Genomic DNA, 18,024 nt, shown 5'->3' with positions numbered 1-18,024 from the left:
TTTTCCTTTGGGAATTGCGTCAAGACAAAATCGGCGGATTGGCCGGCTGAAACGAAAAGGGCCGCTCACCCGCGGCCCTTGGATATCCGTTCAAAAAAACATCAGGCGGCGTGCGAGGCCTGCGTATCCGACAAAAGCGCGTGGATCGCCGCGGCATCGCGCGTACCCCTGACCTTGGCCACGGTGTCGGCGTCGCGCAGCACCCGGGCAATGCGCGACAGCGCCTTCAGGTGATCGGCGCCCGCCCCTTCCGGCGCCAGCAGCAGAAACACCAGATCGACAGGCTGGTCGTCCAGCGATTCGAAATCGACGGGCGTCTCCAGCCGGGCGAAAACACCGGCAATACGCTTCACGCCGGCCAGCTTGCCGTGCGGAATGGCGATGCCATTGCCGACGCCGGTCGAGCCCAGCCGCTCGCGCTGCAGGATGGTGTCGAACACCTCCCGTTCCGGAATGCCCGAAATCGCCGCGGCACGCTCGGACAGCAACTGCAGAAGCTGCTTCTTGGAGTTGGCCTTCAACGCCGGCAAAATCGCCGGAACGCTGATAAGATCGCTCAGACCCATGCTTGAAAATCCTTGTTCGCCTGCCGTCACCAGTCCCCACCCCTCGTGCGGCCGGCTTTTATCCCTGTGCGACCCATGTCGTCACGCCCAGTGCGACCCTTGTCGTCACCTCAGTGCGACCCTTGTCGTCACGCCTGTGAGACCTTGGTCGTGGACGGGTCGATCCAGCCGATATTTCCATCGGGCCGGCGATAGACGATGTTGAGATGGTCGGTTCCAGCGTTACGGAAGACGAAGACCGGGCTGTCCTTGGTGTCGAGTTCGATGACCGCAGACGCCACCGACATGGTCTTCAGCGTCATGGTCGATTCGGCGATGATGGCGGGCGCAAAATCCTCCGACATCTCCTCTTCGTCATCGGCAAGCGGCGCCATTACCGTATAGGCGATGTCGGTCAACTCACCGTTGCCGCCGCCTGAATTGTGCGATTTCAGCCGACGCTTGTAGCGCCGAAGCCGGGTCTCCAGCCGGTCCGCCGCCGTCTCGAAGGCAAGCGTCGGATCCTGAGCATCGCCTGTGGCCTGCAGCGAAGCGCCCGAATCCAGCCGGATCATGCAATCCGCCGAATAGCGCGAGCCCGATTTGATGACCGTGACATGTCCCGCGAAGCCGCGATCGAAATATTTGCCGATTGCTTCGCCGACACGATCGTTAATGCGTGTACGGAACGCATCGCCGATATCCATGTGTTTTCCCGATATGCGCAGATTCATCTGAAAACTGACCTTCCTTGCTCAGGCTTCAAACTGGCCGGAGTTTATACTCGTGGTCCGTGCGCACAAGCTTTGCGGCGTCACTCGCGCCGATTTAAATCCAAACTTTCCGGTTGATCACAAGCCGCCTTCTTGACCATCCCGAGGTCATTGTCGTGACGGACCATCCGCTAGCGGGCATCGAGCCCGTCTCATGCGGGCGGGCTTCTAGCCACTTCACCGCGGCTTGTCAATGAAGCTCGAAGGCTGTGGAAAATCGGGAGCGTCTGGAGCAGTTCGTCGTTTCGCGGAAACGCCGAACCGCTTCATCTCTTTGCCTTCACGCAATTCCCTCGGGAATTGCCTCTAGCGCCCGGCGCTGGCCAATGCCCGTTTCTCGCGCCGGCGCTGCACGGAGGATGGAATATTCATGCCTTCCCGGTATTTGGCGACCGTTCGCCGGGCAATATCGACGCCGCTTTCCCTGAGCATGTCGACGATCGCATCGTCCGACAGCACATCGACGGGTTTCTCCTCGTCGATCAGCTGCTTGATGCGGTCACGCACGGCTTCCGAGGAATGCGCGTCGCCGCCGCCCGATGCCGCGATCGAAGCGGTGAAGAAATAGCGCAGCTCGAACACACCGCGCGGGGTCAGCATGTATTTGTTCGCGGTGACCCGGCTCACGGTCGATTCGTGCATGCCGATGGCATCGGCCACCGTGCGCAGGTTGAGCGGCTTCAGGTGGCGCACGCCATGGACCAGGAAGGCATCCTGCTGGCGGACGATCTCCGAGGCCACTTTGAGGATCGTCTTTGCCCGCTGGTCGAGGCTGCGCGTCAGCCAGTTGGCGTTTTGCAGGCATTCGGCCAGGAAATCCTTTTCCGCCTGGTTCTTGGCGTGCGGAGAGACCTGGGCGAAATAGATATGGTCGACCAGCACGCGCGGCAGCGTTTCGGCATTGAGTTCGACGGTCCAGCTGCCGTCATTGGCCGCGCGCACCTCGACATCGGCGACGATGGCGTCGCTGGCGCCGCCCGAAAACGCCATGCCCGGCCGCGGATCGAGAGCCCGGATCTCGGCCAGCATGTCGAGCAGGTCTTCTTCGTCGACGCCGCAGATCCGTTTCAGCGCGTGGAAATCGCGCCGCGCCAGCAGTTCGAGATTGGCGACCAGGGCCTTCATCGCCGGATCGAGCCGGTCACGCACGGCAAGCTGCAGCGACAGGCATTCGGCAAGATCGCGCGCGAACAGCCCCACCGGCTCGAAGGTCTGGCACACGGCCAGCACCTTGCCCACGGCCGCGGCGTCAGTGCCCAGCCGCGTGGCGATCTCGGCGAGATCGGCCCTGACATAGCCGGTTTCGTCGAGGCCATCGGCGAGTTCCCTGGCGATCAGCCGCGCCGCGGGATCGACGAAGGCGAGCGCGATCTGCTCGCCGACATGGTCGCGCAGCGTGATGGCGCTCGCCGCCATGTCGCCGGCATCGAGCCCCTCGGACGAGGAGCCGCCGCCATTGCCCGAAGCTGATTTCCATTGCGCCGTCAGGTCAGGCCCGAGCCGCTCGCTGGTGCCCGGATCGTCGGGAAACAGGTTTTCCAAGGACGTATCGAGCTTGTCCGAGATCGCCTCGGCGCTCCAGCCCGCCTCGTTCTCGAACCAGTCGCCTTCGGCGGCCGCTTGCGGCTCCGCCTCGGCTTTCTGCGCCAGGTCGCCCACGGCATCGTCCTGCGGCTCGGCGCGCTCCAGGAGAGGGTTGCGCTCGATCTCCTCGTCGATGAAATGTTCGAGTTCGACATGGGTGAACTGCAGCAGCCGAATCGACTGCATCAGCTGCGGCGTCATCACCAGCGACTGCGATTGTCGGAGCTGTAGTTTGGCCGCCAACGCCATGGTTCGGTTTCAAACGCCTCGTCTACGCATCCGGACATCCGGAAAAGAATTTTCGCGGCCGGCCATAGAAACTGGCCCGGCTTTTGCTTGTCAAGGCAAAGGCTAGCAAAACCCGCTTACCGGAGCGTTATCCCGGAGCAAAATCGCGGAAAAACGGGCCGCAACGCGCAAAAAATCGTGTCAGGAAACAAATTTCACGCTCAGAGCGATTCCAGGAAAAGTTTGAGACGGCCTTCCCGGGGAAGGCGCCCGGCGCTTTCCCCAGGGAATTGCGTCACGACAAAAGGCTGAGCGGCTTGGCGTTTCCGTGAACCGGTGAACCGCTTACAGCGTAAAACCCTCACCGAGATAAAGCCGCCGCACGTCGGGGTTTGCCACCACTTCGTCGGCCCGGCCATGGGTCAGCACCTGGCCGGCGTGGATGATGTAGGCGCGGTCGATCAGGCCGAGCGTCTCACGCACATTGTGGTCGGTGATCAACACGCCGATGCCGCGCGCCGTCAGATGGCGCACCAGCTGCTGGATGTCGGCAACGGCGATCGGATCGATACCGGCAAAGGGCTCGTCGAGCAGCATGTAGGCCGGGCGCGTCGCCAGAGCGCGCGCGATTTCCAGGCGCCGCCGCTCGCCGCCCGACAGCGACATGGATGGCGCCTTGCGCAGATGGCTGATGTGGAACTCCTCGAGCAGTTCGTCCAGGTTGCGCTCGCGCACCTTGCGGTCCTTCTCGACCACTTCCAGCACGGCGCGGATATTCTGCTCGACGTTGAGGCCACGGAAAATCGACGCTTCCTGCGGCAGGTAGCCGATGCCAAGGCGGGCGCGGCGGTACATCGGCATCGAGGTGACGTCGAAGCCGTCGATCTCGATCGTGCCTTCATCGACCGGCACCAGGCCGGTGACCATGTAGAAGCAGGTGGTCTTGCCGGCGCCGTTGGGGCCGAGCAGCCCCACCGCCTCGCCGGCACGCACGCCAAGCGTGACGCCACTGACAACCTTGCGGCCCTTGTAGCTCTTGGTCAGACCCTTGGCGATCAAGGTCCCCTTGAACTTCGCCTTGTCGACATTGATCGTGGCCGGAGCCGAAAGCTTAGCTGCGGCTCGTCCCGGAAGACGTGCCGTCAGCGACGACAGGCTGGCCATCAGGGGTTCGTCGCTCCCGATTTCGGCGGCGGCGTGATCGACATCACGACGCGCTTCCCGGCGCATGGATCGACCTGGGCAAGCCCGGTTTTCATCTGCACGACCAGTTTGCAGCCGACCAGGACGTTGTCGTTTTGCGAGAGCACCACCTTCTGACCCGAAAGCACCAGAACCTGGCTCTTCATGTCGAAGCTGCCTTGATCGGCGGTCGCGACCTGCGCATCCGACTTGATGTAAACCTTGTCGGAAATCTCCAGGTGATCGATGTTGGCAGAGCCGGTCATCGCGGCGCCCGCGGCTTCCGTTCCCTTGGCGGCGGCGTTGGCATCCTTGACGTAATAGACCGTCATCTTGCCGGCCTTCATCAGCGTCGGCCCCTGGACGACGCTGACATTGCCCGTGAAGATGGCGACACTGTCGGCCTGGCGGACTTCCAGCTTGTCGCTTTCGATCTGGATCGGCTTGTCGCCGGACAGTTTCAGGCCTGATTGGGTGGTCGACTGCGCCAACGACGGTGCCAAGCCCAGCAGGAGCAGCGCTGACGTTGCGGCCACCAGCCGTGTCGAACTATTGAGCCACATTCGCTTCTTCGCCCTTTGCCTCAGCCGCCTTCAGAGCGGCGGGATCGATATTGACTCGCACTTTGTTCTCGAACACCAGGATCTTGCCATTGTCCTGGACCGACATCGAATCCGCCGTGATCTGCGACCCGCCACGGCTGACATCGACGGGATCGTCCGTCTTCATAGTGCCTTTGCCCATGTCGAGGAAGACCGATTTGAACTTGGCTTGCAAGCCGTCTGTCGTGGTGATCGTGACATCGCTGTTCAGTTTCATCGTATTGCCATCGCGATCGTAGGTACCGTGCGAGGCTTTGACCGCCGCGACATTGTCGGACGCGATCGGCACCTTGGCGTCTATGCCCTCAAGCTCGATGATGCCTTGCGTGCTGACATCCTGTATCGCCCGCAGGGCCGTCATCGAATAAGGTTGCTTCAGCTTGGTGAACCCGTTGAGCTTGGGATTGGCCATCACCAGCTTGCCATTCGAAAAGGCGGTACCTTCCGCCTGTACGGCGACGGAAACGGGTGCGGCGAGATAGGAATAGACCGGGAAGGCGACGGCGATCAGCGCCGCGGCCAAGGGCAGGGCGAATTTGAGCACCCGCACGCGGCGCGAATGACGCTGGGCACGGTCGAACGCATCGCCCCGCGTCTGGTCATCCGCCGGGGGCGCCAACTCCGCCTCGGGACTGGTCGGCTCAATCGGTCGCGCTAACATGACTGCTTTCTTCTAAAACCCTGCCCCCACGGAGCACCGCCTATAGGTGGTACGCCAGCGCTCTCAAGCAAGCACAAGCCCACGAAAACCGCAAAAATGTGACAGCTGTCGTTGTACAAACGAAAACGAGGTCAGCACAACAGCCGCTGCTTCATAGCAGAAATGGACGTCCTTGCGTCGTTTTTTCATGACTGGCGCCCCTCGGCTCATCTTGCGTGCGTTGCGCGGGCCGTCCACAAAACCGACAGCATGGGAATCGACGTGCGCGGATTGCCGCGCCGTAAAAGGACGGAACTGCTTCCCGATGGGGACATCATGGTCTAAAAGCGTCTCTTCCCGCCGACTGTGAGGCTGACCATGGCACTAAGAGCCGACGACCTGATCGACCGCCGCCGTTTGCGGCGCAAGCTGACATTCTGGCGTGTCGCGGCCATCGGCATCGTGGCCCTCGGGGTGATTGCGCTATCGATCTGGTTTTATGGCGACGATTTCGGCGGCGCGACGGTCGACCATATCGCCAAGGTCAGGATCGAAGGCACCATCACCGAGGACGACGAACTGATCAAGCGGCTGGAAACCATCCGCCAGTCGTCGAAGGTGAAGGGCGTGATCCTGGCGATCGATTCGCCCGGCGGCACCACCGTCGGCGGTGAATCGATCTACGAGGAGGTGCGCAAGCTGGCCGCCGACAAGCCTGTCGTGGCCGAGGTCGGCACGCTGGCCGCTTCGGCGGGCTACATGATTGCCACTGCCGCCGACCACATCGTCGCCCGTAAGACCTCGATTGTCGGCTCGATCGGCGTGCTGATCCAGTATCCTGACGTCAGCGGCATGATGGACAAGCTCGGCGTCAAGCTGGAAGAGGTGAAATCCTCGCCGCTGAAGGCCTCGCCCTCGCCTTTCAAGCCGACCAATGACGATGAGCGCGCCATGGTCCGCAAGCTTATCCTCGATAGCTACGACTGGTTCGTCGGCATCGTCGCCGAGCGCCGCAAGATGACCCATGAGCAAGCGCTGGCGCTGGCCGACGGTTCGATCTTCACCGGCCGCCAGGGCGTCGCCAACGGACTGATCGACGCAGTCGGCGGCGAGACCGTGGCGATCGACTGGCTGGCGACCAAGGGGGTCGATGCCAAACTCAAGGTGATCGAGTGGAAGGAGACAGAACGGCGCGGCGGCTTCCTGTGGTCAAAAGCCGTGGTGAAAACGGTCGGCAGCGCGCTCGGCCTGCCCGATTCCGGCGGCGACATCATCCATGAACTTGGCGCCGACCGCTTGTTTCTTGACGGTCTCGTTTCCGTCTGGCACCCTTGAGCGCCGTTTGGAACAGCCGAAAAAGCAAATAAAATCATCCTCATAATTTTGACCGCAGTACTTTCACGGGGACCCGTCTGATGATCAAGTCTGAACTTGTGCAGATTATTGCCACGCGCAATCCGCATCTTTTCCTGCGCGACGTCGAAAACATCGTCGGCGCGATCTTCGATGAGATCACCGACGCGCTTGCCGAAGGCAACCGGGTCGAACTGCGGGGCTTCGGTGCGTTTTCGGTGAAAAACCGCCCTGCCCGCACCGGCCGCAATCCGCGCACCGGCGAATCCGTCGAGGTCGAGGAGAAGTGGGTGCCGTTCTTCAAGACCGGCAAGGAACTGCGCGAAAGGCTGAACGGCGGCAAGTAGGCGCTGCGTCAGCGCCAGCTTCCGACGGAAAACACAATGCTCAATCGTTTCATGCTCATCGTGGTCTTCGTGCCTCTCGCGATCATCCTGATCGCGCTCGCCGTCGCCAACCGCGAACTCGTCGCCTTCACGCTGGACCCGTTCAACCCAGGCAATCCAAAGCTGACGCTGAGCTTGCCGCTGTTCATCTTCCTGTTCGCCGCTCTCGCCATCGGCATGATCGTCGGCAGCCTGGCAACCTGGGTCAAGCAGGGCCGTTACCGCAAGCTGGCGCGCCAGCGCGGCGTCGAGGCCGAAAGCCTGCGCCAGGCGGTCAGCCGCGCGCCGGCGGCACCACAGGGGCCTGTCCAAGGGGCAGCATTGCCCAAGCCGACCGCTTGAACCGCCGCTCGCCGTCTTTCGTTCAACGGAGCCTTTCATGCTGACCATTTCGGCCGCCGAGGTCGACCGTGCGCTGACCTTTCCTGGATTGGTCGAGACATTGCGCACCGCGTTTCGCGAGGGCGCGGTGCAGCCGGTCAGGCATCATCACGCGGTCGAGCGGCCGGACGGCGCGGCTTCGACCTTGCTGCTGATGCCGGCATGGACCGATTTCAACGCCGCCGGCACCTCGGCCGGCGGTCACATCGGCGTCAAGATCGTCACCGTCTCGCCCGACAACAACGCCGTCGCCAAGCCGGCGGTGATGGGGCTCTATCTCCTGCTCGAAGGCGCCACCGGCGAACCGGAAGCCTTGATCGACGGCCAGCGGCTGACCCAGTGGCGCACGGCCTGTGCCTCGGCGTTGGCGGCTTCCTATCTCGCTCGCGACGATGCCGCGCGGCTGCTCGTGGTCGGCGCCGGAGCGCTATCCCCCTTCCTCGCCAAGGCCCATTCGGCGGTACGGCCGATAAAGACCATCCGCATCTGGAACCGCACGCCGGCCAACGCCGAGAAAGTCGCGGCCGGTCTGCGCGCCGAGGGCTTCGCGGCCGGCGCCGCGACTGATCTCGATGCCGAACTCGGGCAGGCCGACATTATCTCCTCGGCGACAATCACCACCACGCCGCTAATCAAGGGCGCATTGCTCAAGCCCGGAACCCATGTCGACCTGGTCGGCGGCTTCACTCCGGCGATGCGCGAGAGCGATGACGACGCCATCGTGCGCGCTCGCGTCTATGTCGACACCCGCGCCGGCGCCACCAAGGAGGCCGGCGACATCGTCCAGCCACTGGCCTCGGGCGTGTTGAAGCCGGAAGCCATCGTCGCCGATTTGCACGAACTGGCGCGCGGTCAGAAGAAGGGCCGCGAAAGCGACGGCGAAATCACGCTGTTCAAATCGGTCGGCGCCGCGCTCGAGGATCTTGCCGCCGGCATTGCCGTCTACGAGGCGCTGAAGGGCTAGCTTGACGCAGGTACCGCCAGTTTGGCGCCCATCGCCCCGGCGATCAGCGCGAAGTCGGCCGCGCTGATCGGGAACAGGCCAAAGCGCAGCTGATACCCCCAATTCGATTTGCCGACGGTGAAGTCCAGCCTGTCGAGCAACGGCTTGATCGGCGCTTCCTCGGCCCTCGCCCAATCGACATCGCGACGGAACGGCGTGAAGCCGCCGCCCATCTCGCCTTGATAGGGCTCGCCTTCCCGCACCGTGCCGATCGCCGTGAACGACTGCAGGCCATCTTTCTCGCCCAGGACAGTGGTCGGCGAATAATAGACGATGCCGTCGCCGGGCTTGACGCGGCGCAGGGGTGCCGCCTTGCCGTGGTTGACCTGCATGAAGCCGCCCTGGCGACCGCGCCGGACATGTTGCGCCGAAGCCACCGCGATCCAGTGCGCGCTCATTTTTGTTCTCCATTGGCCTGTTCCCCGTCGGACAGCCAATAGACACGCAGGCGATGATTGTCGGGATCGAGCGCGACGAATGTGCGGCCGAAATCCATGTCGGTCGGCGCCTGCAGGATTTTCAGGCCGCGTCCGGACCAATCGGCATGGGCGGCATCGACCGCCTCAGGCGTATCGAGCGCAAAGACGATCTCGGCGCCGCCACCGGCCGCTTCCGCCGCCGGCCCCACCGTATGCCGCGACCAGAGGCCGAGCTTGAAGCCGTTGTCGAGCACGAACAGCACGAATGTCGGCGCGCTCTCCACCGGCTCGCGCCCTAGCAGCGTACTGTAGAAGGCGCCGCTCCGCAGCGGCTGGTCGACATAGAGGATAACGAAATTGGGGGTCGCCATATCTGTTCTCCAGGGCTGAGCGTTTTATGTGCCCTGTATAGGATTGCATACTGTCAGATTCTGGCAGCAGCGTTCATGGACCACGCGGTTGGTCGAGCGTGGCCCGCCATTCCTTGAGCAGCGCCTGCCGGCGGCGCGGGTAGCGCATGTCGGTTGCCTTCAGCTCGGCGATACGGTCGGCGCGAAAATGGCGGAAATCCTGCCGCATTTCGCACCACGCCACCACCACCCGCACCTTGTCGAAGAAGCCGAGCGCAAACGGCCAGACCACGCGCTCGGAAGCGGCGCCACCGGCGTCGCGATAGAGGAAGCCGAGCTTGCGTTCGTTGCGGATGGCCTGCCGCACGATGCCGAGATCGATGCCCTCGATGATTGCTGCGGGTGGCCCGACAAGCAGCGTCGAGGCATCAAGGCCCTGGCGCAGATCGTCCGGCAGCACGGCGGCGATCTTGGCCAGCGCATTGGCGGCCGCGGCCGAGAGACGCCGGTCCGGCTGCTTTGCGACCCAGCGCGAGCCGAGCACGATGGCCTCGATCTCCTCGTCGCTGAACATCAGCGGCGGCAGCATAAAACCGGGCTTGAGCACGTAGCCGACCCCCGCCTCGCCCTCGATCGGCGCCCCCTGCCCCTGCAGCGTGGCGATGTCGCGGTAGAGCGTGCGGATCGAAATCCCGAGTTCGGCGGCCAGCACATGTCCGCTCACCGGCCGGCGATGCCGGCGCAGGCACTGGATGAGGTCGAGGAGACGTTCGGAGCGGGACATGATGCTGCAATCCGGTGCTGCCGGACGATAGGGCTACCGCGCTTTCGACGGCAAGCGATTTGACCTGGAACACCTTCGGCATCCCCCCGTTATCCGGCAATGACGGAGATGCGCGGCTTCCTGTTGTTCTGGTGTACCCTGACCGCCACCATCGCGGCGCTCAGCCTTGGACCGTCCTTCGCTCATGTCCTGGAATCGGTCCCTCGACTGACCAAATGGTCGCCATCCCTCTGGCGCGAAACCACCGTTTTCAACGGCCAATTCCTGCTGTTCGCGGCTATTGGCGCTCCCCTGGACGTGGCTGCGATTGCCTGTCCGGGACTTCTGGCATGGCAGCTGCGTGCCGATCGTCCGGCCTTCTGGTTCGTGCTGGCCGCCGCCGTGCTTTATGCCGTCTCCCTGGCGATGTGGTCCATTCTGGTCAAACCGGCGAATGATGTTCTGGCGACATGGGTGCCCGGACCAATACCGGAGAACTTCGACGCCATCCGGCTGCGTTGGGAAACCGGCCATATGGTCGTCACCGGCATCAAGGCCGCCGGCTTCGTATCGCTGGTTGTCGGCCTGCTTTCGATCAGGCACGGCTGACCGGTTGGAGCCGTCGGCGATCGCCGTTTGTTGCGCACAGGGGTGAAGCTGTGGCAGAAGCGGGCCGAACCGCCGGAGATGCTGCTTCTTGAAGTCTTTTCGCGACAAACGCCGCGACGGCCGCCCGCACCAGCCGACGAAAAGTGGGGGCGCACAGCCGCGCCCGCCGGAGAACCGGCCGGCGGTCAAGGCAGACGCCAGGCCGCGCGACCAACACATCGTGAAACCGGACAACCAGCCCGAGCCGAAATCCGCGCCGCGCGTCCTTGCCCGCCGCGATGGCGCCCTGCCCGCCGAGCAGCTTCCCGTGATCCTCGAAGTGGCGCCGAATGCCGATTATGCGCTGCTCGACAGCGGTACAGGCCAAAAACTCGAGCAGTACGGCCCCTACCGGATCGTGCGGCCGGAGGGGCAGGCGATCTGGCAAAAGGCCTTGCCGGCGAAGGACTGGGAGCGTGCCGACGCCATCTTCACCGGCGACACCGACGAAGAGGGCATTGGCCGCTGGCGTTTTCCGAAGACGCCGCTCGGCGAAACCTGGCCGATGAAGCATGACGGCATCGACTATCTCGGCCGTTTCACCTCGTTTCGCCATGTCGGCGTCTTTCCCGAGCAGGCCTCGCATTGGGACCACATGGCCGGGCTGATCGCTGCGGCCAAGCGTCCGGTCAAGGTGCTGAACCTGTTCGGCTACACGGGTCTTGCCTCACTGGTGGCGGCCCGCGCCGGCGCCGAGGTCACCCATGTCGACGCCTCGAAGAAGGCCATCGGCTGGGCGCGCGAAAACCAGGAGATGGCCGGGCTTGGCAGCAAGCCGATCCGCTGGATCGTCGACGACGCGGTGAAGTTCGCCGAGCGCGAGGAACGCCGCGGCAGCCGCTACGACATCGTGCTCTTCGATCCGCCGGCCTATGGTCGCGGCCCCAAAGGCGAGGTCTGGCAATTGTTCGAGGATTTGCCGGCGCTCACCGATCTCTGCCGCTCGATCCTGACCCCAAAGCCGCTTGCCGTGGTGCTGACCGCCTATTCGATCCGCGCCTCGTTCTTCGCCATTCATGCCTTGATGCGCGATACGTTTGCCGGCATGGGCGGCAAGGTCGAGTCGGGCGAGTTGATCATCCGCGAAAAGTCCGCCGGCCGGGCACTTTCGACCTCACTGTTTTCGCGCTGGGTAGCCTGAATGCCCCGGAGTCCTGAATGAACGAACGGCATGCCGGCGCACCCGGGCAGGTTAAGGAAGTCACCAGCCTCGCCAATCCGTTGGTCAAGGACATCAAGGCGCTCGCCTTGAAGAAGTTCCGCGACCAGCAGAACGCCTTCATGGCCGAAGGACTGAAGCTGGTCATCGATGCACTCGACTTGGGCTGGCAGATCCGGACGCTTGTGTTCGCCAAGGCCGGACGCGGCAACCCCGCGGTGGAAAAGGTCGCGGCGCGCACGGTTGCCGCCGGCGGCACGGTGCTCGAAGTGTCGGAAAAGGTGCTTGTCGCCGTCACCCGGCGCGACAATCCGCAAATGGTGGTCGGCGTCTTCTCGCAGAAATTCCTGGCCCTGAAAGATGTCCACGCCGACAATGGCGACGTCTGGGTGGCGCTCGACCGGGTGCGCGATCCCGGCAATCTCGGTACCGTCATCCGCACCGTCGACGCCGTCGGCGCCAAGGGTGTCATCCTGGTCGGCGACACCACCGATCCGTTTTCCGTGGAGACGGTGCGCGCCACCATGGGTTCGATCTTCGCCGTACCCGTCGCCAAGGCGACGACCGAGGCTTTCCTCTCCTGGCGCGGCGGCTTTTCAGGCCTCGTCGCCGGCACCCATCTCAAAGGCGCCGTCGACTACCGCTCGGTCGACTTTTCCCGCGGGCCGGTACTTCTGATGATGGGCAACGAGCAGCAGGGCCTGCCCGAAAGCCTGGCGGCGAGTTGCGACAGGCTGCTCAGGATTCCCCAGGCTGGCCGCGCCGATTCGCTCAATCTCGCCGTCGCCACCGGCATCATGCTGTTCGAGATCCGGCGCGGCGCGCTGAAGCTCGAACCCGTCACCGACCAGCAGTGAAGGTTGCCTGCCCATGAGATCATGGTCCCCCTATGCACTGCTCGCCGTCATCGCCATAGCGCTCGACCAGTGGGTAAAACACCTGGTCGAGACCGGCCTGCCGTTTCAGGAAAAGCTCGATCTCTTGCCGTTCCTGGCGCTGTTTCGCACCTACAACACCGGTATCGCCTTCTCGATGTTCTCCTCCCTCGGCGATACCGGCCTCGTGGTCATCGCCGTGGTGGTCGTCGCTTTCGTGCTCTATCTCGCCACGCACACGCCATCGGGCCATGTCATCGCCCGCACCGGCTTTGCCCTGATCATCGGCGGAGCGCTGGGCAATCTGATCGATCGCGCCATCTACGGCCACGTCATCGATTACATCCTGTTTCATACCCCGGTCTGGTCCTTCGCCGTCTTCAACCTCGCCGACGCCCTCATTTCCGTGGGCGCGGCATTGGTCGTCTTCGACGAGCTCATCGGCTGGCGGCGCGAGCCCAAATCTTCGAACGCCAAGCCTTCCAAGGATTGACCGCGCGCGGCCATCGCCGCACAGTCCACACCGCCAAGCAAGCTCGCGGAGAAGAAGATGCCCGAAACCTTCAAAGCCATCCTCGTTTCGCGCGACGCCGACAAGAAGCAGTCGGTAGCCGTGACAAATCTCACCGACGCCGACCTGATGGACGGCGACGTCACCATCGCGGTGGAAGCAACGACGGTGAATTACAAGGACGGACTGGCCATTACCGGCAAGGCGCCGGTGGTCCGCCGCTGGCCGCTGGTGCCGGGCATCGATCTCTCCGGCACCGTCGTCTCGTCTTCCCATTCCGGCTGGCGCAAGGGAGACAAGGTGATCTTGAACGGCTGGGGCGTCGGCGAAACGCATTTCGGCGCTTATGCGGGGCGCGCCCGTGTCAACGGCGACTGGCTGGTTCCGCTGCCGGAAGGCATGAGCCCGCATGATGCGATGGCGGTCGGCACCGCCGGCTACACCGCCATGCTCTGCGTCATCGCGCTGGAGCGGCACGGCATCCTGCCCGATCGTGGCCCGGTGGTGGTCACGGGTGCCGCCGGTGGCGTCGGTTCCGTCGCGGTCTCCATCCTGTCCAGCCTCGGCTACCATGTCGTTGCCTCGACCGGCCGCAATGCCGAAAGCCCCTATCTGATCAACCTTGGCGCGGCCGAGGTGATCTCGCGCGACGAGCTCAACCAGCCCGCCAAGCCGCTGGCCAAGGAACGCTGGGCCGGCGGCATCGATGCGGTCGGCAGCCACACGCTGGCCAATGTGCTGTCGATGACCTCCTATGGTGGCGCGGTCGCCGCCTGCGGCCTGGCCGGCGGCATGGATCTGCCGTCGAGCGTGGCCCCCTTCATCCTGCGCGGCGTTTCCCTGCTCGGCATCGATTCGGTGATGGCGCCGAAGGCGGTGCGTCTCGAGGCCTGGCGACGCATCGGCGCCGATCTCGATCTGCAGAAACTCGCCAGCCTGTCCACGACCATCGGCTTCGACGGCATCATCGATGCCGCGCGCGACATCGTCGACGGCAAGATCCGCGGGCGCGTCGTCGTCGACATGTGACCTGCCTGACAGGCCTGCGGGCGGCCCGAATCGGCCAAATCCGGTGGCAAATCCGCCGCTGTCGCGACAAAAACGCCCTAACCGCTAAAATTCGAACGATCCCCCGCAATTTTCCATAATCTCTGTCTGGCAAGGGTTTCGCATGATCGCGGAATCCGGCAGCCAACAGGCGGATATTGGCGACGACGTCGATGCGCTTGCCGCGCCGTCGCCGGCGCGGCGGTTCATCGCCGCGCCACCGCTGGTGCCCGAGCAGCAATTGGCCGGCGGGGAAGGTCTGCCGCTCGTGACCTTCTTTGCCATCGTCGTGCTGGCGGGCCTCGCGCATCTGACTGGGGCCCCGATCTTCATCAGCCTCGCTCTGCTGGCAACCGGCCTCGCCGGCCTTGCCATGCACCTGCAAGCCAGGCGCAGCGTCCACCGCACCGCGGTGATGCTCGACGAGACCAGCGCCCGCAGCCGCGCCGAGATCGAGACGCTGGCCGACCGCATGTGGGAAATGCAGGAAAGCGAAGAGCGCTTTCGCGGTCTCATCGACGCACTTGGCGACCTCGTCATCCATCGCGACCGCGATGGCTACATCGTCTACGCCAACAAGGTGTTCGCCGACCTCGTCGAAACCGATCAGCGCGACCTTGCCGGCAAGACGCTGGCCGAACTCGGCATCGAAGTCGGCATCGTCCCCGATGCCGCCTTTTCCGATCATGAATGCCTGAGTTCCACCGATGTCGCCATCCGCACGCCGAGCGGCCCGCGCTGGTTCTCGTGGATCGAACTGTCGGTGCGCGACAAGGACAGCGGAGCGGCTTCGCATCGCGCGATCGCCCGCGACATCACCGCCCGCAAGCGCGCCGAATCCTCGCTGATCACCGCGCGCGAGCGGGCCGAATACGCAAGCCAGGCCAAATCGCGCTTCCTCGCCACCGTCAGCCATGAGATCCGCACGCCGATGAACGGCATCATGGGCATGGCCAGGCTGCTCGCCGACACCAGCCTGTCGCCGGAGCAGCAGACTTATGTCGGCGCCATCTCGACATCGGCCAGCGCCTTGCTCGCCCTGATCGAGGACCTGCTCGACTATTCCAAGATCGAGGCAGGGCGCTTCGATCCCGAGCCGCAGCCGATGTCGGTGCGCGAGATCGCCGACAACATCATCGAACTCCTGGCCGCGCGCGCCTTCGCCAAGGATATCGGCCTGGGCTGCCACGTCGAACCGGATGTGCCGCAGATGATTACCGCCGATCCGGGCAGGGTCAGGCAGGTGCTGCTCAACCTCATCGGCAACGCCATCAAGTTCACCGACGGCGGCGGCGTGCTGGTCAGCGTCGCGCGCGCCCGCACCGAGACCACAGATCGCATCTGCTTCACCATCGCCGATACCGGCCCCGGCCTGCGCGACGAGGATATGGAGCGCATCTTCGAGGAGTTCGAGCAGGCCGACGGCACCTCGACGCGCACGCATGGCGGGGCCGGCCTGGGACTTGCCATCTCCAAGCGTCTGGTGGCTGCCATGGGCGGCACGATCTCGGTCTCCAGCCGGCTTGGTCAGGGATCGGAATTCGTCTTCGAAATCCCGGCCACGGCGGCCACCGAAGCGCCGCAGGGCCGGCTCGACGCGCTTGCCGGCAGACACGCTGTGATCCTGTCAAGGAACGCCGTCGAGGCCGATGCCATCGCCCGCACCATCCGCGCCAGTGGCGGCACGGCCGGCATCGCCACCACCGTCGCGCAGGCTGCGCCCTTCGCTCACGGCTGCGACGTGCTTCTGGTCGACGCGGCCATGGAAGAGAGCGACGGAAGGCTGCTCAAGCGGTTGCGCCAAAGCGGCTTCTCCGATTGCGAGGCCATCACGCTGATCGCACCGACCGACCGCGGCATGCTGGGCGAATTCCGCGCCAGCGGCTACACGACCTTCCTTGCCCGGCCAGTGCGCGGGGGAACACTTTTGCGTGTCCTCTTGAGCAGCCATGCGCCGGCACTTGCCCACCCGCAGCCGGAAAAGCGTCGCACACCCGCGCTGCGTGCCTCGAGTGACCGCCAGCAGGGCCTGTCGGTGCTGATCGCCGAGGACAACGACATCAATGCCATGCTGGCCCGTGCCACGCTGTTGAAGGCTGGGCATCGCGTCCAGGTGGTCGGCAATGGCAAGGCCGCCGTCGAGGCCGTCACCAGCGCCGGGCACAAGCACCGCTTCGACGTGGTACTGATGGACCTGCATATGCCGGTCATGGATGGGCTGGACGCCATTGCCGCGATCCGCCGCCATGAAGAGGAGACATCCGCGCCGCCCGTGCCGATCATGGTGTTGTCGGCAGATAGCCAGGAAAAGACCCGCCATGCCGTGCTTGCCCACGGCGCCAGCGGTTTCGTCACCAAGCCACTAGATCCCGACGCGCTGGTCAACGCCGTCGAGGGCCAGGTCGCCGCATGAGCCGGTTTCTTCCAGCGCGCGGCTGATCCATTTGCCCAAAAGTGGGCCTCGGCTTCGGAAAAACGACATGCATGAAAACAAGGCCTGGAGCGCGTTGCCCGAACCCGCGCGGGCGCGCCGCGCCTCGAGTTTCCTCACCTAACGTAGCCGGTTGACCGTTTTCGCCAGCCGACGAAGTATTGCCCGCGACGTCGTATCACGGTACTGTCACAATCCTGTTGCACCTACACCGTATCCCCGTGCCAAGAGGGATGGCTCGAAGGAGAATCACTCGTGCATACAGTTATGCCGGAATGTGACACTCGGCCGAACGCCAGCAGCGCCTTGCTTGCCGGACGTAATGTCGATTCCGTCATAAAGGGCGCAGCACTCGGTCGAATCGGCAATCTCGAAGTGCGGCTGGCTCGCAACGAGGCCGAGATCGCGGCCGCGCAGGAAGTGCGTTACCGGGTGTTTTACGACGAGCTTGGCGCCAGGAAAGATCTGTTCCAGGCGCAGGATCGCCGTGACGCCGACCGGTTCGATCCGCTCTGCGATCATCTGCTTGTCTTCGACAATTCAATTTCCGGCCCCGAGCATCGCCGCATCGTCGGCACCTACCGCCTGCTGCGGCAAGAAATCGCGGCTGCTGCCGGAGGCTTCTATTCCGAAGGCGAATTCGAGCTGACCAAGCTCATCGCCCGTCACCCTGGCCAACGTTTTCTCGAGCTCGGCCGTTCCTGCGTTTTGCCCGAATACCGCTCGAAGCGCACCATCGAGGCGCTCTGGCAAGGCATCTGGGCCTACATCAATCACTACGAAATCGGCGTGATGACCGGCTGCGCTTCCTTCCAGGGCACCGTGCCGGCGGCGCATGCCGAGGCGCTCACCTATCTCTCCCATCATTGCCGTACGAACTCGGCTTGGGACGTGCGCGCGGTGACCGGGCGCTATTGTTCCATGGACCTGATGCCGATCGAGGCGGTCAATGCCAAGGCAGCGATCGCGGCGATGCCGCCTTTGGTCAAAGGCTACCTCCGCGTCGGTGCTCGCATCGGCGACGGCTGCGTCATCGACCGCGAGTTCTCGACGGTCGACGTCTTCGTGGTGATGCCGGTCAAGGAGATTGGTGCCCGCTACGTCAACTACTATGGCGGGGAAGCGCAGCGCTTCGCCGCGTGAG

At 64.0% G+C, this 18,024-nt stretch carries 20 protein-coding genes; 11 read left to right on the top strand and 9 right to left on the bottom strand.

The annotated features are described in order from the left end of the window. Positions 1 to 101 precede the first annotated feature (101 nt). The 6 genes from ptsN to lptC form a co-directional block, all read right to left on the bottom strand. Positions 102 to 566 (bottom strand): PTS IIA-like nitrogen regulatory protein PtsN, encoded by a 465-nt coding sequence (ptsN, locus tag X741_RS145505; RefSeq protein ID WP_023779268.1) that lies wholly within the window; start codon positions 564 to 566, stop codon positions 102 to 104. Positions 567 to 694: 128 nt separating this feature from the next. Continuing rightward, on the bottom strand, positions 695 to 1,279 hold the full coding sequence (gene raiA / locus X741_RS145510) for a ribosome-associated translation inhibitor RaiA (RefSeq protein WP_023764055.1): 585 nt from the start codon (positions 1,277 to 1,279) through the stop codon (positions 695 to 697). A gap of 345 nt (positions 1,280 to 1,624) precedes the next feature. Beyond that, positions 1,625 to 3,151: an RNA polymerase factor sigma-54 gene (rpoN, locus tag X741_RS145515; RefSeq protein ID WP_023779267.1), complete on the bottom strand. Its 1,527-nt coding sequence runs from the start codon at positions 3,149 to 3,151 to the stop codon at positions 1,625 to 1,627. Positions 3,152 to 3,475: 324 nt separating this feature from the next. Then, positions 3,476 to 4,294 (bottom strand): LPS export ABC transporter ATP-binding protein, encoded by an 819-nt coding sequence (lptB, locus tag X741_RS145520; RefSeq protein ID WP_023764053.1) that lies wholly within the window; start codon positions 4,292 to 4,294, stop codon positions 3,476 to 3,478. Then, a complete protein-coding gene (locus X741_RS145525; RefSeq protein ID WP_023764052.1) occupies positions 4,294 to 4,875 on the bottom strand; it encodes an LptA/OstA family protein in 582 nt (193 codons plus the stop codon). Before X741_RS145525 ends, lptB begins: the two co-directional genes overlap by 1 nt. Next, positions 4,862 to 5,575, bottom strand: coding sequence for an LPS export ABC transporter periplasmic protein LptC (lptC, locus tag X741_RS145530; RefSeq protein WP_023764051.1), 714 nt, complete (start codon positions 5,573 to 5,575; stop codon positions 4,862 to 4,864). Before lptC ends, X741_RS145525 begins: the two co-directional genes overlap by 14 nt. 357 nt (positions 5,576 to 5,932) lie before the next feature. Between lptC and sppA the strand changes: the two genes are divergently transcribed. The 4 genes from sppA to X741_RS145550 all read left to right on the top strand — a co-directional run bounded on the left by sppA (position 5,933) and on the right by X741_RS145550 (position 8,638). Then, positions 5,933 to 6,889: a signal peptide peptidase SppA gene (gene sppA, locus X741_RS145535; protein ID WP_023779266.1), complete on the top strand. Its 957-nt coding sequence runs from the start codon at positions 5,933 to 5,935 to the stop codon at positions 6,887 to 6,889. A gap of 80 nt (positions 6,890 to 6,969) precedes the next feature. Next, on the top strand, positions 6,970 to 7,254 hold the full coding sequence (locus X741_RS145540) for an integration host factor subunit beta (protein WP_006200394.1): 285 nt from the start codon (positions 6,970 to 6,972) through the stop codon (positions 7,252 to 7,254). A gap of 36 nt (positions 7,255 to 7,290) precedes the next feature. Next, entirely contained in the window at positions 7,291 to 7,635 is a 345-nt protein-coding gene (locus tag X741_RS145545; RefSeq protein ID WP_023779265.1) for a DUF1049 domain-containing protein, read from the top strand. A gap of 37 nt (positions 7,636 to 7,672) precedes the next feature. Continuing rightward, on the top strand, positions 7,673 to 8,638 hold the full coding sequence (locus X741_RS145550; RefSeq protein WP_023779264.1) for an ornithine cyclodeaminase family protein: 966 nt from the start codon (positions 7,673 to 7,675) through the stop codon (positions 8,636 to 8,638). Here X741_RS145550 and X741_RS145555 read toward each other — a convergent pair. The 3 genes from X741_RS145555 to X741_RS145565 form a co-directional block, all read right to left on the bottom strand. Continuing rightward, on the bottom strand, positions 8,635 to 9,075 hold the full coding sequence (locus X741_RS145555) for an EVE domain-containing protein (RefSeq protein WP_023779263.1): 441 nt from the start codon (positions 9,073 to 9,075) through the stop codon (positions 8,635 to 8,637). The two genes, X741_RS145550 and X741_RS145555, sit on opposite strands and share 4 nt — an antisense overlap. After that, the gene (locus X741_RS145560) at positions 9,072 to 9,467 is read right to left on the bottom strand and encodes a VOC family protein (protein WP_023779262.1); all 396 of its coding nucleotides are present in this window, start codon (positions 9,465 to 9,467) and stop codon (positions 9,072 to 9,074) included. The genes X741_RS145555 and X741_RS145560 overlap by 4 nt, the downstream gene beginning before the upstream one ends. 73 nt (positions 9,468 to 9,540) lie before the next feature. Next, positions 9,541 to 10,230, bottom strand: coding sequence for a YafY family protein (locus tag X741_RS145565; RefSeq protein WP_023779261.1), 690 nt, complete (start codon positions 10,228 to 10,230; stop codon positions 9,541 to 9,543). Positions 10,231 to 10,329: 99 nt separating this feature from the next. On the opposite strand from X741_RS145565, the gene X741_RS145570 reads away from it, so the two are divergent. From X741_RS145570 to X741_RS145600, 7 genes are all read left to right on the top strand, one after another. Next, positions 10,330 to 10,818 carry a DUF1772 domain-containing protein gene (locus tag X741_RS145570; RefSeq protein WP_032928109.1) on the top strand — a complete coding sequence of 163 codons (489 nt, stop codon included), beginning with the start codon at positions 10,330 to 10,332 and terminating at the stop codon, positions 10,816 to 10,818. A gap of 88 nt (positions 10,819 to 10,906) precedes the next feature. Then, positions 10,907 to 11,998 carry a class I SAM-dependent rRNA methyltransferase gene (locus X741_RS145575; protein WP_023779259.1) on the top strand — a complete coding sequence of 364 codons (1,092 nt, stop codon included), beginning with the start codon at positions 10,907 to 10,909 and terminating at the stop codon, positions 11,996 to 11,998. 17 nt (positions 11,999 to 12,015) lie between these two features. Next, positions 12,016 to 12,873 carry an RNA methyltransferase gene (locus X741_RS145580; RefSeq protein WP_023779258.1) on the top strand — a complete coding sequence of 286 codons (858 nt, stop codon included), beginning with the start codon at positions 12,016 to 12,018 and terminating at the stop codon, positions 12,871 to 12,873. Between the two features lie 13 nt (positions 12,874 to 12,886). Next, entirely contained in the window at positions 12,887 to 13,384 is a 498-nt protein-coding gene (lspA, locus tag X741_RS145585) for a signal peptidase II (protein ID WP_023779257.1), read from the top strand. 57 nt (positions 13,385 to 13,441) lie between these two features. After that, complete coding sequence (locus X741_RS145590) at positions 13,442 to 14,431, top strand: MDR family oxidoreductase (RefSeq protein ID WP_023779256.1); 990 nt, start codon at positions 13,442 to 13,444, stop codon at positions 14,429 to 14,431. 142 nt (positions 14,432 to 14,573) lie between these two features. Continuing rightward, a complete protein-coding gene (locus X741_RS145595) occupies positions 14,574 to 16,862 on the top strand; it encodes a PAS domain-containing hybrid sensor histidine kinase/response regulator (RefSeq protein ID WP_023764039.1) in 2,289 nt (762 codons plus the stop codon). Between the two features lie 285 nt (positions 16,863 to 17,147). Continuing rightward, positions 17,148 to 18,023, top strand: coding sequence for a GNAT family N-acetyltransferase (locus tag X741_RS145600; RefSeq protein WP_023764038.1), 876 nt, complete (start codon positions 17,148 to 17,150; stop codon positions 18,021 to 18,023). Position 18,024 lies beyond the last annotated feature (1 nt).

The organism is Mesorhizobium sp. LNHC221B00, from assembly GCF_000502935.1.
GTDB classification, from domain to species: domain Bacteria; phylum Pseudomonadota; class Alphaproteobacteria; order Rhizobiales; family Rhizobiaceae; genus Mesorhizobium; species Mesorhizobium opportunistum.
Note: the sequence above shows the minus strand (reverse complement) of the source record. Positions and strands in the feature narration are given on the sequence as shown.

What these genes read in the sequence shown, in the direction of transcription:
- ptsN (WP_023779268.1), bottom strand. Translation starts at nt 566, where the DNA reads ATGGGTCTGAGCGATCTTATCAGCGTTCCGGCGATTTTGCCGGCGTTG.
- raiA (WP_023764055.1), bottom strand. Translation starts at nt 1,279, where the DNA reads ATGAATCTGCGCATATCGGGAAAACACATGGATATCGGCGATGCGTTC.
- rpoN (WP_023779267.1), bottom strand. Translation starts at nt 3,151, where the DNA reads ATGGCGTTGGCGGCCAAACTACAGCTCCGACAATCGCAGTCGCTGGTG.
- lptB (WP_023764053.1), bottom strand. Translation starts at nt 4,294, where the DNA reads ATGGCCAGCCTGTCGTCGCTGACGGCACGTCTTCCGGGACGAGCCGCA.
- X741_RS145525 (WP_023764052.1), bottom strand. Translation starts at nt 4,875, where the DNA reads ATGTGGCTCAATAGTTCGACACGGCTGGTGGCCGCAACGTCAGCGCTG.
- lptC (WP_023764051.1), bottom strand. Translation starts at nt 5,575, where the DNA reads ATGTTAGCGCGACCGATTGAGCCGACCAGTCCCGAGGCGGAGTTGGCG.
- sppA (WP_023779266.1), top strand. Translation starts at nt 5,933, where the DNA reads ATGGCACTAAGAGCCGACGACCTGATCGACCGCCGCCGTTTGCGGCGC.
- X741_RS145540 (WP_006200394.1), top strand. Translation starts at nt 6,970, where the DNA reads ATGATCAAGTCTGAACTTGTGCAGATTATTGCCACGCGCAATCCGCAT.
- X741_RS145545 (WP_023779265.1), top strand. Translation starts at nt 7,291, where the DNA reads ATGCTCAATCGTTTCATGCTCATCGTGGTCTTCGTGCCTCTCGCGATC.
- X741_RS145550 (WP_023779264.1), top strand. Translation starts at nt 7,673, where the DNA reads ATGCTGACCATTTCGGCCGCCGAGGTCGACCGTGCGCTGACCTTTCCT.
- X741_RS145555 (WP_023779263.1), bottom strand. Translation starts at nt 9,075, where the DNA reads ATGAGCGCGCACTGGATCGCGGTGGCTTCGGCGCAACATGTCCGGCGC.
- X741_RS145560 (WP_023779262.1), bottom strand. Translation starts at nt 9,467, where the DNA reads ATGGCGACCCCCAATTTCGTTATCCTCTATGTCGACCAGCCGCTGCGG.
- X741_RS145565 (WP_023779261.1), bottom strand. Translation starts at nt 10,230, where the DNA reads ATGTCCCGCTCCGAACGTCTCCTCGACCTCATCCAGTGCCTGCGCCGG.
- X741_RS145570 (WP_032928109.1), top strand. Translation starts at nt 10,330, where the DNA reads ATGACGGAGATGCGCGGCTTCCTGTTGTTCTGGTGTACCCTGACCGCC.
- X741_RS145580 (WP_023779258.1), top strand. Translation starts at nt 12,016, where the DNA reads ATGAACGAACGGCATGCCGGCGCACCCGGGCAGGTTAAGGAAGTCACC.
- lspA (WP_023779257.1), top strand. Translation starts at nt 12,887, where the DNA reads ATGAGATCATGGTCCCCCTATGCACTGCTCGCCGTCATCGCCATAGCG.
- X741_RS145590 (WP_023779256.1), top strand. Translation starts at nt 13,442, where the DNA reads ATGCCCGAAACCTTCAAAGCCATCCTCGTTTCGCGCGACGCCGACAAG.
- X741_RS145595 (WP_023764039.1), top strand. Translation starts at nt 14,574, where the DNA reads ATGATCGCGGAATCCGGCAGCCAACAGGCGGATATTGGCGACGACGTC.
- X741_RS145600 (WP_023764038.1), top strand. Translation starts at nt 17,148, where the DNA reads ATGCCGGAATGTGACACTCGGCCGAACGCCAGCAGCGCCTTGCTTGCC.